The following is a 15351-nucleotide window of genomic DNA, read 5'->3' as shown; positions in this document are numbered from 1 at the left end:
GCCCTGGATGGCGATCATACCAGCAACAAAGCCGGGGACGAGCGCCGGGCGCTTGCCGATGGACTCGGCGATGTAGGCGGAAAGCACCGGAACCATGAGGTTCATGGCGATGCCGCCGATGATCTTGAGCATCGCAGCAAAGCTGTTGTAGTCAGACGCCGTCGAATCGAAGGACGTAATGCCCCACAGGAACGAAACGGCGGTCAGAACACCACCAGCAACGACGAAGACCAGCATGTGGCTGACGCCGTTCATGAGGTGCTTGTAGATGATGTGGCCGATGGACTCCTTCTCCTCGACCTCGTCCTCGACATCGGCAGCGGCTGCAACCGTGCTGTCGCCCTTGGCGGCGAGCGCGCGGTCAATCAGCTTACCGGCGGCCTCAACGGACAGGGCCTTGGAAACACCAACGGAAACCATGGGCTTGCCGGCGAAACGCTCAGCCTGGACATCCTTGTCGGCTGCGACGACGACGGCCTTGGCACCAGCGATCTCACTCTTGGTGAGCTCGTTCTCGACACCGACCTGGCCATGAGTCTCGACCTTAATGGTCAGACCGCGCTCGGCAGCTGCCTTCTCCAGCGCCTCCTTCGCCATGAAGGTGTGCGCAATGCCGGTCGGGCAACCGGTCGCGGCGATGATGTCAAACTTAGCCATGTGTCCCTCCTTCTTGAGTACAGCGCCCGCGGGCGCTCCCCTACACGCGCTTCGATGCGCGTTTTTCCACAACTGAAAGATACCAACCTACCGTCCGCGTGAGAAGAGACAAGGTGCAATTCTCCGGTGAAAGGTTCTTTCATAACCGTAAACGGTAAGTGAAAGTTTACCATCAACACTTGAAACGGCAAGGTGTATCTTGTAATTGAAAATGCCCGTATACTATGGCATTGCGAATCAAATTAGATTTTCATGCCAACCAGGAGCCATCCATGACCGATAGTAGCAAGAGCGCACTTTCCCTCATTAGTACCCACCAGGGATACAGCGAGTCCGAGCAGCGCATTGTCGACTATATATTGGAGCACCAGTCCGAGGCGCCACGCCTCACGGCGGCTCAGCTCTCGCGCGCCGCCGCCACGTCCGAGGCGACCGTTTCGCGCTTCTGCCGCAAGCTGGGCTTCGGTAGCTTCCGCAGCTTTCAGTTTTCGTTGGCGAGGGATTTGGAAAGCCAGCGCAACGAGGGCCTGACCGACGAGGTCTCGCTCGACAATATGGAGCAGAGCCTCAAAAACATCCTGGCTGCCAAGGTGAGCGAGCTTAATGCGACCATCGACGGAATCGACCACGATACGCTAGCGGGTGTTGTGCATGCCCTTAAGCATGCAGGGGTTATTGAGTTTGCAGCTGTGGGCAATACGAACGCGGTCGCGCTCGATGCGACTTTTAAGTTTTCGCAGCTGGGCCTGCGCTGCATGGCGAGCACCATTAGCGAGACATCAATCGGCTTTGCGCTAACGTTACGACCGGGTGACGTCATCGTGCTTATCTCAAACTCCGGCAAATCGCGCCGACTGAATCGCATGGCAAAAGCGGCTCGCGACTGCGGCGCAACCGTGGTCGTCATCAGCAGCGATAGCAAGTCTCCACTTGCGCGCCTCGCCGACTACACCTTTAATACCGTCAATCACGAAGCGCTGCTGACAACGGGTGACTTCGCGTTCTCCAAGATCAGCGCCACGATGATCATCGAAGTCATCTACAACTTCCTGCTGCCCGAGATTGAAGACGCTCGCGAGCATATCAGCTACTACGAGGAGCTCATCCAGCCGGATAAGGTCGTTGAGTAGGTAAATTGGGGAGCCGATAGACGCCCCTCGCCACGAAACCCGCCCATCCACTACGTTTTAACCGCAACCGCCAACCATACACCCAAAATAGAGAAAACCGCAGGCGTTCTACCTGCGGTTTTCTTTTTGCAATTCTCGGCGTGGTTGCCGATGCCCTACCAAACGTAGTAGATGGACCCGTTTCGTGGCGGCCGGGTTGGACATGCGTGTGGCGACTCGGCCTAGGCACGCGCCTCCGCAAGCATCTGCCTGGCGTGCGCCAGGCTTGCCTCGGACTGATCGCCGCTCAACATGCGGGCGATCTCGGCGGTACGCGCTTCGCCGATTACCTCGTCCAAATGCGTCTGGGGAACATCGCCCGGTTCCTTGCTGACGACATAATGCTTGTCAGCCATGACGGCGACCTGCGCCAAGTGGGTTACGACAATCACCTGATGCGTAGCGGCGAGATCTGCCAGCACGCCCGCGAGCGCACGCGCCGTGGAGCCACCGACACCAGCATCGACCTCGTCGAATACCAGCGTATCGACACCGTCCGCGTTACCGAGGACAACCTTGCTTGCCAGCATGACGCGGCTCAGCTCGCCGCCCGACGCAATGCGGCGCAGGGGACGTGGCGTCAAGCCGGCACCGCTGCGGTATAGCAGCTCGTAGCTCGAAGGACCAACGGGCGTCCACTCAGCACGGGGAAGATCGCGCGACTCCCAGACGAGCTCGGCGCCGCCCATCTCCAAGCGAGCCATCTGGCGGCCGACCTCGTGGCAGAAGCGCGGGGCCGCCGTATTGCGAGCGCGCTTAAGTGCCCTGGCAGCAGCGAACAGCTCGCGCTCGGCGCTCCCGAGTGCCTCATGCGCCTTTTTGATCTGTTCATCGCCATCATCGACCAGCGACAGCAGCTCTTGTGAGCGGTCGCGCATGGCAAAGACATCGTCCATGGTCGGACCCCACTGACGCAGCAGGCCCTTGAGGTCGGAAAACCGCTCGCGCATGCGAGCGAGCTCGCGAGGATCGAAGGCGACCCCATCGCGATAGGAACGAAGCTCGTTCGCGCAATCCTCAAGAGAGATGCAGGCATCCGAAAGTGCATCGGCAATGTAGCCCAGTTTGCGATCGACGGTAGCCATTCGGGAAAGCTCCGCCACGGCACTGTTCACGGCATCGAGCGCTCCCCCTTCGGCGGCAAGCGATGCATGGGCATCGTTAGCCGTGGCAACCAGTACCTCGGCATGTTCGGAGCGCGGCAGCAGTTCCTCGAGTTCCTCATACTCACCCGGCTTGGGGTCGACCTCGCTGATGCGCTCGAGCGCAAAGCGCGCCTCCTCGACGCGGCTCCCCTGTGCACGCGAGGCCTCTTCGACACGTCGAACCTCCTTGGCGGCAGCGCGCGATGCTTTAAAGCAGACACGGTACGCATCCAGCGCCTCGAGTGCCGGGCGCCCCGCCCAGGCATCGACCATCGCAACGTGATGCGCCGGATCGAGCAAGCGCTGGTGCTCGTGCTGGCCGCACAGATCCATCATCACACCAACGCGCTCCGAAAGCTCGCGCACACTGGCGATGCGGCCGTCAATCTTCACGCGGCTGCGGCCCTCGGCAGAAAGGCTGCGCTGGACCGTGAAGCCTTCCGTGTCGTGCGGGCCGTCAAACAGCCGCGCCTCGACGCTCGCCAGCGCCTCGCCCTCGCGCACCGTCGACGAATCCGCGCGCTCACCCAAAATAAGCTTGAGCGCCGAGAGCAGCGCAGTCTTGCCGGCGCCGGTCTCACCGGTCAGGACAGTCAGGCCGGCACTCGGCACCAGCGTCGCCTCGCGAATGAGTGCAATGTTAGAAACCTGCAGCTCATCGATCATGACGGACTCCGTAGAATACGCGGCTCACCGAGTTATAGAAGCTCTCGGGGCCGTAATCCAGCAGCAGCACATCACCGGGCCCACGACGCACCGCCACGCTCTCAACGGTGCCATCACAGGTAATAAACTGTCCATCGATAGCGATCGCCGGAACGCTCGGACGGTCATCAGACATAAAGATTTCGACGACATCACTCGGCGAAGTCAAGAAGGCACGGGCCTGAATGGTGTGCGGCGCAATGGGTACGCAGACCATGCCCGTATAGTCGGGGCTCACGATGGGGCCACCGGCGGAAAGCGCGTAGCCCGTAGAACCAGTCGCCGTCGAAACGACGACACCGTCACCGCGTAGGCGGTCGATATGGTGACCGGACACCGTGATGTCAAACTCGACCATATCGGACAGGGGGCCGCGCGTAAGCGCCATGTCGTTGAGGGCGAAGGTGCGCACGACATCCTTCGTACCGTCTTCGCGCACGGACACGATATCCGCGGCGATGGTAGCGCGACGGCTCACATGCAGCTCGCCGGAAAGGGCATCACTCACGACCTGCAGAATGTCGCGCTCCTCGGGGCTCGCAGCAGTTAAAAAACCCAGGTGACCATAGGAAAGACCGAGGATAGGAATCTCGCGATGGTTGAGGATGCGGGCAGCGCGCAGCAACGTACCGTCGCCGCCGAGCGTAATGACCAGATCGGAGCCGTCGATATCAGGCGTGCTTTGAATCTTCGATCGCTGGTCGGCAGCCCATGCGACCTCATAGCCCTGGCGCGTCAGCCAAAGCTCGAGCATCAGGCCACTCTCGACCGCCTCTTGCTTGTAGTAATTGGGAACCAGAAAGACCTTCATAGCGTTGCAGCTTTCTCGCTCAAAACCGATACCTGGGATTGCAGCACGTCTTGCGAGCGGTCGCCAGATTCAAATCTCGTGCCGTACAGGAAAAACTCAACGTTGCCCTTGGCACCATGAATGGGTGACACGCACACATCGACCGGGAAGAGGCCCTTGGCAGCAAAGAGTTCAACCGCCGCCACGAGTGTATCGCGGCGCACGGCGGGATCGGTCACAATGCCGCCCTCGCCCACCAGCGCCGCCGGAGCCTCAAACTGCGGCTTTACGAGCGTGCAGAATGCACCCGTAGGCGCCAGGCACGCCAGCACCGCATCGATAATGTTCCCGATGCTGGTAAACGAGACATCACACACTGCCAGGTCGATGGCGCCGGCATAGCCAAGCTCAGGCAGCTGCGTCACGTTTGTGCGCTCATGCAGCGTCACGCGATCGTCCTGACGCAACGACCAATCGAACTGGGCGCGACCCACGTCCACCGAGACAACGGTCGCAGCTCCGCGCTTGAGCAGGCAATCGGTAAAGCCGCCGGTAGAGCAGCCCACATCCAGACAGGCAAGGCCCGTCGGATTGATACCAAACGCATCAAGCGCGCCTTCGAGCTTAAGACCGCCGCGGCCAACATATGGAATGCGCCCCTTCACGTGCAACGGCAGGCCCGGGGTTACCTTAAGGCCCGGCGAAGTCAAGCGCTCGCCGCCACTCGAGACCAAGCCGGCCATAAGAGTGCGAAGGGCATCCGCGCGATCGGCGCAGATGCCCTGTGAAATCAGTTCGTCATCAAGACGCACGCGTTTCATGAATGCCATCAACCATTCGTATCCGGAGATGCGGCCTAGCTATCCTGGGATTCGTTTGCCGCATCCTCATCGTATTCCTGCTCGAGCTTGTCGGCTTCTCGCGGCGTCAGCTCAAACTTGTCGACCATATCGACCGCGCGGGAGCCCAGCTCAATCGCTTCGTCAAACAGATCGAGTGAACGCTCCAAGGACGTATCCTTGGAGCGAACGGTAGCGATTATCTGGTCCAGACGCTCCGAGATCTCGTCGAAGTTGCGGACGGAACCCTCTGGCATGGCTACTCCTCGACGGAGTCGACAACAGCCTCGGCGGCGTCCGCATCCTCGGCCAGCACGTCAGCCTCAGCCTGGGCAACCGCAACCTTGGCGGCAGCCTCGGCAGCCTGTGCCTCCTCGCGAGCGCGATCTTCGGCCAGCAGCTCTTGATACAGGTCCTCGCCCGGCAGCTCCTCGCTGCGAGCGATCTTGCCCAGCACGCCGTTGACGAACGACGCGGACTGGTCGGTGCCATAGGCCTTGGCAAGCTCGACGGCCTCGTTGATCACGATGGCGTCCGAGACCTCCTCGTCGGTGAGGAAACGCATCTCGTAAACGGCGATACGCAGCAGATTGCGGTCGGCGCCGGGCATGCGCATAAGATCCCAGTTCTTGGCAACGGAGCGCAGAGCGCAGTCGATGCGATCGATATGCTCATAGGCACCGCGGCACAGCTCCAGCGCATAGGGATCGAGGGGACCCTTCGAGATCAGGAAATCACCCTCGAGGACGCGCTCGAGCGGGCTGTCCGTGGCCTCGGCCTGGAACAGCAGCTGCAGCGCCTGACTGCGGGCAAGCGTGCGCCCGCGATAAACCTTAAGGCTCAAAGGTTACTCCTTGGGGAAAACGAGGCCGTCGATGCAAACGTCAACGCGCTCGACCTCGACGCCCACCTGGGCATCGATGGCGGCGACCACGGCGGCGCGAACGGCCTCGGCGAGTTTCTTGAACGGATAGCCAAAGAACACCACGACACGCACGGTTAGTGCGAGCTTGTCGCCGACGACCTCGGCCTCGACCGCCGGCTCGGAAGCCGGGGCCTTGGACGAGAGCATCATGGAGACAAGGTTGGTGGCAAGGTCCTTGACGCCAACGGAGGCGATGCCCTCGACATCCGACACGGCGCGCGAGACGATGGCGGTCAGAACATCGGGCGAAATGCCGATGCCGTCAATCTTGATTTCCTGGGGCATGAGTCCTCCTAGAAGAGTTGGTTGCTAGACGCGGGAGACGAACTTGCCGTCGCGGGTGTCAACCTTGATGACCTCGCCCTCGTTGAGGTACATGGGGACCTGGATGACAGCGCCGGTGTCGATCGTGGCCGGCTTGGTGGAACCCTGGACGGTGTCGCCCTTAAAGCCCGGGTCGGTCTGGACGATGGTGGTCTCGATGAACATCGGCGGGGTCACGCCCATGAGCTCATCGTCGGCAAAGAGCAGCTGGCAGATGTCGTTCTCGCGCAGCCACTTGGAGTTCTCGCCCACCATGTCCTCGGGAACGGGAACCTGCTCATAGGTCTCATTGTCCATGAAGATGTAGTCGGCGCCATCGTTGTAGAGGTACTGGAACTCACGGGTGGTGAGCATAACGCTCTCGAACTTGGTGCCGGCGTTGCAGGTGTTCTCGACGACGCGGCCGCTCTTGATGTCGCGGGTCTTGTAGCGCACAAACGCGCCGCCCTTGCCCGGCTTGACATGCTGGAACTCGACGATGGTGTAGACCTTGTCCTTGATGCGGAGACCGAGGCCGTTCTTGAAGTCGGCGGTAGAAATGGTAGGCATAGCGACCTTTCTTGTTATGGGCAGGACGCACAGGCGTCCAAATTACATACGACAGAAATTATACACTTGCAGACGGCACCTGCAGCGAGCGCATAAAAAGAGAACGCGGGGCGTCCGAATCGATCCGGACGCCCCGCCCCAAACTATCTACCGAAGTAGACTAGCAATCGATAACGTGCAGGTCATGCGGGGTCTTAGTGAAGGGCTCGTAGCCGTTCTCGGTGACCACGCCGTAGTCCTCCAGGCGCACGCCGCCCACGCCGGGCAAGTAGACGCCGGGCTCCATGGTGACAACCGAGCCGATCTCGATGGTGTTCTTGCTGCGGTTGAAGTTGGGCAGCTCATGGATGTCGATACCGACGCCGTGGCCCAGGCCATGATTATAGTAATCGCCATAGCCGGCATCGCCGATGATCTTCTTGGAGAGCTTGTAGATGTCGTTGCCCTCGACGCCCGGATGAATGGCGGCGACGCACTCCTCGTGCGTACGGCGCACGAGCGCGTACAGGTCGAGCTGCTCCTGCGTGGGCTCGCCCATCACGACGGTGCGTGTCATGTCGGAGCGGTAATCGCAGTAGCCCGCGCCATAATCCATGAGGACAAAGTCGCCCTTCTCGATCACGCGATCGCTCGGCACGGCATGCGGATTGGCGGTGTTGGGACCGCTCGCCACAATGGAGCCGAAGGCCAGGCTGTCGGCGCCGTTGGCGAACATAAAGTTCTCGAGCTCGTTGCGAACCTGCTTCTCGGTCATACCGGGCTTAATGAAGCCGAGCATGTGCTGGAAGGCGGCATCTGTGATCGACTGCGCATGGCGCATGAGCTCGATCTCCTCGGCGTCCTTGATGGCGCGCATCTTGCGGATGTCGTCATGCATCAGCGGCAACATACAGGCGACGGAACGATCCTCCAGACCACGCTGAATGCCCTGGTAGAAGTTGATCTGCATATCGTCCTCGACAGCGCAGACGCGGCACTTGTTGGCTGCGATCTTGCCGGCGACCCAACCGGGGATGGTGCCCTCGTCCATGTCGTAGACCCAGGGGCTGCCGGCGGGCGTGTTCTCCTCAAAGCTGTTGAGGTAGCGCGAGTCGGTGTGGAACAGGCACTGGTCGACCGTAATAAACGCAGCGTGCGGGAACTCGAAGGTGTAGTCGAAGACGCCCTTCACGCCCGTAAGCCAACGAAGGTTGGCCTCGTCGCGCACCACGATGGCGTCGTAGCCACGCTCGGCCATCAGGGCACGGACACGCTCGATACGACCGGCAGGACCGGCAGCAAACTCAGACATGCAGATTCCTTTCTTGTTGTCTCCATATAGACGGGACGGGTCTCAACCGAACGACGGAATCGCATGCGATCCGCAACCGATTGAAAACCCGCCCCTCAACATGATACGAAAGACGATGGAAGTCAATAAATCTTAGAGAAGTTCTTTGCGAGAAGCCAAGTAGGCGTGAGCATGGCGCTCAAGAACCTCGTCCTCGACGCTCGTTAGGCGAATGGCACCGAGTGCTGCGGGCAGCGGCAGCATGCTGCGATTCGAGCGAGCGAACTGCTGCTTGCGGAACTCCTCGATATATGCGGCAGGCTCCAGGTCGAAGGCAAGTTCCTCGATACCAAAGTCCTCCAGACAGTCATCGACCTCAAAGACGTAATCGATATCAAAGTCGCAGGCATCATGTGCTAGGCGCGCCTCAAAGCGCATGCCCTCGGATAACAGCTGATAGGCAGGGACCTGCGAAGCGGCATCGCCCAAGCAAGCGCGCAAGGTACGCTCCCCCGTCTTGCCAAAATCGAGCGCATGGCGGGCGCTCGGGTTCGTGGCCATCAGTACGTCCTTGCGAGCAGTCTGAGACCATTGAACGGCGTTGACGAGCGCGACCTCCTCGCCCGCGAGAATCTCGGGGACGGTCTCAGTAAACTGATTCCAGCGGGACTTGCTGCTCGAAAGCATGGTGCCAACGAGTACCGCATAGCCGAGCTTGAGGTCCTCGGGGTTCGCCTCGCGAACAAGGTCGAGGTCACACACGACCAAGCCCGGTTCGGGACGGAACGCGATAGCGGGAAGCGCATTGGCCGACGAGGCGACGAGCGGCTTCATGGTCGTCGCGACCGTGAGCATGGCGTCGAAGGTCGTCGGCAGCAGCGCGCACTCGGTTCGGCCACACCACTGGTTGGCGCACCAGCTAACAACCGAGCAGGTTGCGGCATCGCCAACGGCGACAACCAGATCGTCGCAGGTAATGCCGTTGGCAGACAGGGCGCCAAAGATCGCATCGGCATCGGCCAGCGTGGCACCAGCAGGCGAAAGCTCAAGGACTAGCAGCGACACGGCAAAACCGGCGTCGACCAGAGCATGCTCGACGACCTCACCAAAACGCTCGGATGTGGCGTCGTTCCAAACCACCATCGCGCGCTTAGGCTTGCCCACAGCCGAGGAAAACATGCGCGACAGCTCATCGAACGCGCCCAATCCGACGCGGACATCGACACTGCGGTTTTGGAAATTGATCAGTTGACGGCGAATCATAGCAGCCCACGCTCCAAAAGCATCTCGGCACAAAGGTAGGAAACGTCCTCGAAGGACTTGTTGCGAATATCAAGGGTAAGGTCGGCGGCCTGGCGATACAGCGGACGGCGATGCTCAAACAGGCGCGCGGCATGCTCGGGCGAGCGGAAATCGGGGCGCGTGTCGGACCGACGAATCTGGCGAATCGAATCCTCAAAGTCGCCCTCGAGGTACACGCACGTACCCATTTCGTGCATCAGCTCAATATTCACCGGCGTTTCGACGATACCGCCCCCGCACGAAACCAACAGGCTGCGCTCGCTTTGGAGCGAACGGAGCGCCGAGGTCTCGAGCTCGCGAAAACGACCCTCACCCTCGGTCTCAAAAATCTCGGTTACCGACTTGCCGCAACGGCGCACGACCAGGCGGTCGGTATCGATAAAACGCCGCTTGAACATGGTGCCGACGTTGCGCGCGAGCGTCGATTTGCCCGCGCCCAAAAAGCCGATAAAGAAGATATGGTCGCAGCCGTGTTTGGTGTGCTGGGACATGACGAGACCTATTCCTCGCAGGGAAGGTCGCGCAGGGCCCGGCGCTCAAAGATACGGAAGATCTGCGTATACCACAGGTCCTGCGTCGCCTGCGGCTTAACCAAGATGGTATCGACGCCGGCGAAGTTGCCGCTCCACACGTCCGTGTAGAGCTGATCACCGATCAGCACCGCCTCGTCGGCCGTGGCGCCGAGGCGCTTAAGACCCGCCTTGAGGGCAAACGGCGCCGGCTTCATGGCGTGGCTGATGGCCTCGAGCCCCAGCTCGCGCGCCGACGCCATGACCTGATCGCGATGCCAGTTATTGGACACCATGCACAGCTTGAAGCCCTTGGCATGGGCGGCCTCGAGCCAAGCAGAGACCGCAGCGGGCACCTGCTCGGTATCGCGCGGCACCAGTGTGTTGTCGCGGTCGAGCAGAATGGCGCGCTTACCATCGGCCCAGAGGGTATCGAGGTCGATGCGATCGACCGAGGCAACATATCGTTTGGGGCTAAAAATCCTCATGATCAATTCCAAGACTGTTGATGCTCTTCGTAGGTCTTCGAGAAATACTCCTCGTCCTGCGTAATGTAGAAATACAGGTCGTCGGAGTCGGTCGGCTCAAGGGTGGCCTTGAGCGCCTCGAGCGACGGAGAGCAAATGGGCGTGGGCGGCAGACCCTCGTGTTTATAGGTATTATACGGACTATCGCTCTGCAGGTCGTCGGCGGTAACCTCGCCACCGGTGACATACATCATGGTCGCATCGCTGTTGAGATAGCGCAGACCGTCGAGCTTGCCGGCAAGGCGGTTGTAGAAGACCGAGGCCACGTGCGCACGTTGATCGGCGTTGAGGCCCTCGCGCTCAACGATAGAGGCCAAGTTGACGATGTCGTAGTCGGACATCTCCACGCCGTAGCGTTCCTTGATCTTGGCTTCGCAGCTCGCAAAGTCAAGCGACTTGTACTCGGTCTTAAACTGATCGAGCATGGCGCGAATCACGTCATCGGCCGTCGGCGAATCGCCCAGCGAATAGGTCTTGGGGAACAAGAAACCCTCGAGCGAATCGTTGGCGGCGCCCTTAAGGAAGCTATAGTCGTCAACGTAGTTGGAGGCCTTGGCCTGGTTGAGGAAGTCTTCCTTAGAGATGCTGTCGTAGGCCTGGGCCACACGGTCGGCGACTTGATCGACCGTTAGGCCCTCAGGGATAGTCAGCGCATTGGAGCCCGCGTTGGGGCCTTCCATGAGCTGCTGAACAACCTTGGTCGCATCCATGCGTGTGGTGAACGAATAATCACCAGGCTTGAGCGACATATCGGCGTTGAGCTTTTTCACCGCCGCATAATAATCCTTGGGATTTTCGACGATATGATTCTCGGAGAGAATCGAAGCGATGCTGTCACCCGAGGCACCATCGGGAATCGTGATAGTAACCTGCTGGCCTGCAACGACTTTCGCACCCTCACCGCCAAAGAAGCCCTTGACGGCTGGCACGACAAAGAAAACGATCGCGACAAGCGCAAGCACGGCAACAACGCCACCGATAATCATAGGCACCGGGGAGCTTTTCTTTTGAGCACCGCGACGAGCATGCGTGTTGTAGCTCGAGCGGGTCGCCGGAGCAACGCCATGCGAACCGCGAGCGTGATGCGAATGCGATTGGGGGGCCTGCGTTCGCCGGGTAGGTGCCTGCTGCTTAAAGCGGGTGCCGCCTGCAGGCTGGGCCGTACGAGCAGTGGGCTGCTGAGCCGCGTGAGAAGCCGAATGCTGAACCGAACGAGCAGAAGGCTGCTGACCCGTCCGTTGAACAGGTTGGGCCGAACGAGAGAAGGACTGCGCCGGGCGCGCGGCAGGCTGAGCTGCGCGCTGCGTCGGCTGTGCCGGACGCTGGCCAGGCTGGGCAGGGCGCGACGCCGGCTGCTGTGTACGATTCGGCTGGCGCGGATCGGAAGCACTAGGCATGCGAAACCTCCTCGTTTTTACGATCGAGCCACGTCTGCAAAAACAGGCTGGCGGCAATCATGTCGATCTTGCCCCTCATCTGCTTTTCGTTGAGTCCCTGCTCGCGCAGGATACGCTTGGCCTCTTGCGAGGACAGACGCTCGTCCTCAAACTCCAACGGAAGATCGAGCTCGTCGGCAATCTTTTGCGCCACAGCGGCAACGCGCTCGGCCTGAGGGCCGGGCTCACCGGCCATGGTCAGGGGACGTCCGCTTACCAGGATGTCGGGCTCATAGTCCTCAACCAGGTAGCGGAACGTCTTGGCCATACCGGTGACCTCGGCAGCCGGAAGCACCTTGACAGGCATCGCCATCTTGCCATCACGGCTCGAGACGGCGATGCCAATCCTGGTCTCCCCTATGTCCAGCGCGAGCGCAACCACAGCGACTTCTTAGATTCTTAGGCGCCGAGCGCGGTCTTAGCGGCCGCGAGGGCATCGGCGATGCCGGCAGCATTCTTGCCACCGGCCTGGGCCATGCTAGGACGACCGCCACCGCGACCGTCGACCAGGCCCGCGATCTGCTTGATCACGTTACCGGCGTGGAACCCGGCCTTCACGGCGTCATCGGAGCCGGCAGCGAGCAGGGCCGGAGTGCCCTTCTCAGTCACGCTGGCGACGACACAAGCGACAGGGCCGGCGACCTTCTGATGCACGGTATCCCATACGTTGCGCAGGTCGGCAGCCTCAAGGCCCTGGAGCTCGGCGACGACGAGCTTGTAGCCGCCGAGCTCGACGGCATCCTCGATGGCACTGGAAATGGCGTCGGAGGAGCCACCGGTCAGAGCCTTTTTGAGCTTGTTGGAAGTCTCGCGCAGCTCGGCCTGCAGGTTCTCCACGCGGGCGGGAACCTCGTCGACGCGGCACTTGAGCGCAGCGGCGGCGGCGTCAACGAGCGCCAGGCGGTCGGCCATGTAATCGAGAGCACCCTTGGAGGTCACGGCCTCGATGCGGCGGACATTCGAGCCCGTGGAGGACTCGGAAATGATCTTGAACAGGCCGATCTCGGCGGTGTTGGCAGCGTGTGTGCCACCGCAGAGCTCTCGGGAGAACGGCTGGTCCTCGGCGCCCACGGAGACGACGCGGACGACATCGCCGTACTTCTCGCCAAACAGTGCGACAGCGCCGACGGCCTTAGCCTCGTCGATACCCATGACACGGGTCACGACCGGCTTGGAAGCGAAGATCTGCTGGTTGACCAGGTCCTCGACAGCCTTGAGCTGCTCGGAAGACAGGGCCTCGAAGTGCGTGAAATCAAAGCGCAGATGCTCGGGCGTCACCAGCGAGCCGGCCTGGGAGACATGCTCGCCCAGGACCTGCTTAAGCGCGGCGTCGAGCAGGTGGGTGGCGGTGTGGTTGCGGCGCAGGAAGCCACGGCGCTCGGCGTCGAGCGCGGCAGTCACGGTAGCGCCGACGGTCAGCGTGCCTTCGGCAACGTGGGCGACGTGAGCATACAGGCCGTTGTGGTTCTTGGTGTCGGCAACAGTCAGCGCAACGCCCTCGGCGGAAAGCTCACCGGCGTCGCCCTGCTGGCCACCCATCTCGGCGTAGAACGGGGTGCGGTCGAGCACGACCTCAACGTCCTCGCCGGCGGCAACGGACTCGACGGACTCGCCGTTGCGAACGATGGCGACAACATTGGCGCCCTCAATGACGTCGTTGTCATAGCCGTCGAATTCGGTCGCGGCAACCTTGTCGGAAAGCTCGACCCACACGTCGTTGAAGCTACCCCAGGCGTCGCCCTTGGCGTTGGCGCGGGCGCGTGCCTTCTGGTCCTCCATGCAGGCGGTGAAGCCGTCCATGTCGACGTCGTGGCCAGCAGCGCCGGCGATCTCGACGGTCAGGTCGATGGGGAAACCAAAGGTGTCGTGCAGCTTAAACGCGACGTCGCCCGGAAGGACGGCGCCGTCGGCGAGCGCGGCCAGGGCCTCGTCTAAGTAAACGCGGCCGTTGTCGAGCGTCGTGGAGAAACGCTCCTCCTCGGAGGCGACGATGCCCTTGACGAGCGCGACGTTCTTGAGCAGCTCGGGATAGGCCTCGCCCATCTGAGCGTTGACCTCGTCGATGAACTTGGTCAGGAAGGCGCCCTCGATGCCCAGCAGGCGACCGTGGAACACGGCACGGCGGAGCAGGCGGCGAAGGACGTACTCACGGCCCTCGTTACCTGGCAGGATGCCGTCCGAGATCATAAAGTCGACGGCACGGGAGTGGTCGGCGATGATGCGCAGGGAGCGGCTGGCGCCGGAGTAATCGTCGGCGTCATAGGTCTTGCCGCTGATCTCCTCACCGAGTTTGATGAGGTGCTGCATTAAATCGCCGTCGTAGTTAGCGGTCTTGTGCTGCATGATAGCGGCCATGCGCTCCAGACCCATGCCCGTATCGAGGTTGCGGTGCGGCAGCTCCGGCATGGAGCCGTCCTCCTGGCGATCGTACTGGGTAAACACGAGGTTCCAGAACTCAAGGAAGCGGTCGCAGTCGCAGCCGGGCTTGCAGTCGGGGCTGCCGCAACCGACCTCCTCGCCCATGTCAAAGTAGATCTCGGAGCACGGACCGCAGGGGCCGGTGGGGCCAGCGGCCCAGAAGTTGTCGTCCTCGCCCAGACGCGAAATGTGATCCTCGGCAACGCCCAGGGAGCGCCACACGTCGTGGGTCTCGTCGTCCTCGGTAAAGACGGTGAAGTACAGGCGGTCGAGCGGCAGCTTGAACTCCTTGGTGATGAGCTCAAAGGCCCAAGCGCAGGCCTGCTGCTTGGAGACGCCGCCAAAGGAGAAGTCGCCGAGCATCTCAAAGAAGGACAGGTGACGGCCGTCCTCGCCGATGCAGTCGATGTCATTGGTGCGGACGCACTTCTGGCAGGAGATCGCGCCGATCTCCTTCATGGTCTTCTTGCCCTGGTAGTACTCCTTAAACTGGTTCATGCCGGCGTTGGCAAGCAGCAGCGAAGGATCGTCGGGGACGAGGGACGAAGAAGGATAGAGCTTAAGACCGCGCTCCTCAAAGAAGTTGAGGAACTTGGAGCGAATCTCGGCCGTAGTCATTGACGGGTAGTCAGCACTCATAGAGGGAATCTCCTCGGTTTCACATCGAAACAGTTCAAACGTAACGATATTACCATCCCACCGCCCCAGCGCAAAAAAGAGGGCCGCCAAACAGCGACCCTCCAGCGAAAGTGCATGTTATTTAGGACAGTCAAATTCTTTGAAAAA

General features: G+C 61.1%; 16 protein-coding genes. 1 reads left to right on the top strand and 15 read right to left on the bottom strand.

Annotated features, from left to right (window positions below; genetic code table 11):
- Positions 1-657 (bottom strand): fructose PTS transporter subunit IIB (locus tag ABG996_RS10170; RefSeq protein ID WP_347500984.1); only part of this gene is annotated, 657 nt, incomplete at its 3' end.
- A gap of 272 nt (positions 658-929) precedes the next feature.
- On the opposite strand from ABG996_RS10170, the gene ABG996_RS10165 reads away from it, so the two are divergent.
- Positions 930-1787 carry a MurR/RpiR family transcriptional regulator gene (locus tag ABG996_RS10165; protein WP_347479763.1) on the top strand — a complete coding sequence of 286 codons (858 nt, stop codon included), beginning with the start codon at positions 930-932 and terminating at the stop codon, positions 1785-1787.
- A gap of 221 nt (positions 1788-2008) precedes the next feature.
- Here ABG996_RS10165 and ABG996_RS10160 read toward each other — a convergent pair whose 3' ends face one another.
- The 14 genes from ABG996_RS10160 to alaS all read right to left on the bottom strand — a co-directional run bounded on the left by ABG996_RS10160 (position 2009) and on the right by alaS (position 15204).
- Entirely contained in the window at positions 2009-3637 is a 1629-nt protein-coding gene (locus ABG996_RS10160; RefSeq protein WP_347479764.1) for a DNA repair protein RecN, read from the bottom strand.
- On the bottom strand, positions 3627-4487 hold the full coding sequence (locus ABG996_RS10155) for an NAD(+)/NADH kinase (RefSeq protein ID WP_035138200.1): 861 nt from the start codon (positions 4485-4487) through the stop codon (positions 3627-3629). The genes ABG996_RS10160 and ABG996_RS10155 overlap by 11 nt, the downstream gene beginning before the upstream one ends.
- On the bottom strand, positions 4484-5287 hold the full coding sequence (locus ABG996_RS10150) for a TlyA family RNA methyltransferase (protein WP_347479771.1): 804 nt from the start codon (positions 5285-5287) through the stop codon (positions 4484-4486). The genes ABG996_RS10155 and ABG996_RS10150 overlap by 4 nt, the downstream gene beginning before the upstream one ends.
- 35 nt (positions 5288-5322) lie before the next feature.
- Positions 5323-5562, bottom strand: coding sequence for an exodeoxyribonuclease VII small subunit (locus tag ABG996_RS10145; protein ID WP_347479765.1), 240 nt, complete (start codon positions 5560-5562; stop codon positions 5323-5325).
- A 2-nt stretch (positions 5563-5564) separates the two neighbouring features.
- Entirely contained in the window at positions 5565-6149 is a 585-nt protein-coding gene (gene nusB, locus ABG996_RS10140; RefSeq protein ID WP_347479766.1) for a transcription antitermination factor NusB, read from the bottom strand.
- A gap of 3 nt (positions 6150-6152) precedes the next feature.
- Entirely contained in the window at positions 6153-6515 is a 363-nt protein-coding gene (locus tag ABG996_RS10135; RefSeq protein ID WP_006233982.1) for an Asp23/Gls24 family envelope stress response protein, read from the bottom strand.
- A gap of 24 nt (positions 6516-6539) precedes the next feature.
- Positions 6540-7103, bottom strand: a complete 564-nt coding sequence (efp, locus tag ABG996_RS10130) for an elongation factor P (RefSeq protein WP_117806186.1) — start codon at positions 7101-7103, stop codon at positions 6540-6542.
- 160 nt (positions 7104-7263) lie between these two features.
- Positions 7264-8394 carry a M24 family metallopeptidase gene (locus ABG996_RS10125; protein ID WP_347479767.1) on the bottom strand — a complete coding sequence of 377 codons (1131 nt, stop codon included), beginning with the start codon at positions 8392-8394 and terminating at the stop codon, positions 7264-7266.
- A 132-nt stretch (positions 8395-8526) separates the two neighbouring features.
- Complete coding sequence (locus tag ABG996_RS10120) at positions 8527-9636, bottom strand: hypothetical protein (RefSeq protein WP_347479768.1); 1110 nt, start codon at positions 9634-9636, stop codon at positions 8527-8529.
- Entirely contained in the window at positions 9633-10166 is a 534-nt protein-coding gene (locus tag ABG996_RS10115; RefSeq protein WP_250787099.1) for a shikimate kinase, read from the bottom strand. The genes ABG996_RS10120 and ABG996_RS10115 overlap by 4 nt, the downstream gene beginning before the upstream one ends.
- Positions 10167-10174: 8 nt before the next feature.
- Positions 10175-10672 carry a YqeG family HAD IIIA-type phosphatase gene (locus ABG996_RS10110; protein ID WP_117583452.1) on the bottom strand — a complete coding sequence of 166 codons (498 nt, stop codon included), beginning with the start codon at positions 10670-10672 and terminating at the stop codon, positions 10175-10177.
- Positions 10673-10674: 2 nt separating this feature from the next.
- Positions 10675-12108, bottom strand: a complete 1434-nt coding sequence (gene mltG, locus ABG996_RS10105) for an endolytic transglycosylase MltG (protein ID WP_347479769.1) — start codon at positions 12106-12108, stop codon at positions 10675-10677.
- Positions 12101-12529: a Holliday junction resolvase RuvX gene (gene ruvX, locus ABG996_RS10100; RefSeq protein ID WP_035138185.1), complete on the bottom strand. Its 429-nt coding sequence runs from the start codon at positions 12527-12529 to the stop codon at positions 12101-12103. The genes mltG and ruvX overlap by 8 nt, the downstream gene beginning before the upstream one ends.
- Before the next feature lie 17 nt (positions 12530-12546).
- Positions 12547-15204: an alanine--tRNA ligase gene (alaS, locus tag ABG996_RS10095; RefSeq protein ID WP_347479770.1), complete on the bottom strand. Its 2658-nt coding sequence runs from the start codon at positions 15202-15204 to the stop codon at positions 12547-12549.
- Positions 15205-15351: the final 147 nt, after the last annotated feature.

This window comes from Collinsella aerofaciens, assembly GCF_039836695.1.
Taxonomy (GTDB): domain Bacteria; phylum Actinomycetota; class Coriobacteriia; order Coriobacteriales; family Coriobacteriaceae; genus Collinsella; species Collinsella aerofaciens_BD.
Note: the sequence above shows the minus strand (reverse complement) of the source record. Positions and strands in the feature narration are given on the sequence as shown.

What these genes read in the sequence shown, in the direction of transcription:
- alaS (WP_347479770.1), bottom strand. Translation starts at nt 15,204, where the DNA reads ATGAGTGCTGACTACCCGTCAATGACTACGGCCGAGATTCGCTCCAAG.
- ABG996_RS10150 (WP_347479771.1), bottom strand. Translation starts at nt 5,287, where the DNA reads ATGAAACGCGTGCGTCTTGATGACGAACTGATTTCACAGGGCATCTGC.
- ABG996_RS10125 (WP_347479767.1), bottom strand. Translation starts at nt 8,394, where the DNA reads ATGTCTGAGTTTGCTGCCGGTCCTGCCGGTCGTATCGAGCGTGTCCGT.
- ABG996_RS10160 (WP_347479764.1), bottom strand. Translation starts at nt 3,637, where the DNA reads ATGATCGATGAGCTGCAGGTTTCTAACATTGCACTCATTCGCGAGGCG.
- ABG996_RS10115 (WP_250787099.1), bottom strand. Translation starts at nt 10,166, where the DNA reads ATGTCCCAGCACACCAAACACGGCTGCGACCATATCTTCTTTATCGGC.
- ABG996_RS10120 (WP_347479768.1), bottom strand. Translation starts at nt 9,636, where the DNA reads ATGATTCGCCGTCAACTGATCAATTTCCAAAACCGCAGTGTCGATGTC.
- ABG996_RS10135 (WP_006233982.1), bottom strand. Translation starts at nt 6,515, where the DNA reads ATGCCCCAGGAAATCAAGATTGACGGCATCGGCATTTCGCCCGATGTT.
- ABG996_RS10145 (WP_347479765.1), bottom strand. Translation starts at nt 5,562, where the DNA reads ATGCCAGAGGGTTCCGTCCGCAACTTCGACGAGATCTCGGAGCGTCTG.
- ABG996_RS10165 (WP_347479763.1), top strand. Translation starts at nt 930, where the DNA reads ATGACCGATAGTAGCAAGAGCGCACTTTCCCTCATTAGTACCCACCAG.
- ABG996_RS10155 (WP_035138200.1), bottom strand. Translation starts at nt 4,487, where the DNA reads ATGAAGGTCTTTCTGGTTCCCAATTACTACAAGCAAGAGGCGGTCGAG.
- efp (WP_117806186.1), bottom strand. Translation starts at nt 7,103, where the DNA reads ATGCCTACCATTTCTACCGCCGACTTCAAGAACGGCCTCGGTCTCCGC.
- mltG (WP_347479769.1), bottom strand. Translation starts at nt 12,108, where the DNA reads ATGCCTAGTGCTTCCGATCCGCGCCAGCCGAATCGTACACAGCAGCCG.
- ABG996_RS10110 (WP_117583452.1), bottom strand. Translation starts at nt 10,672, where the DNA reads ATGAGGATTTTTAGCCCCAAACGATATGTTGCCTCGGTCGATCGCATC.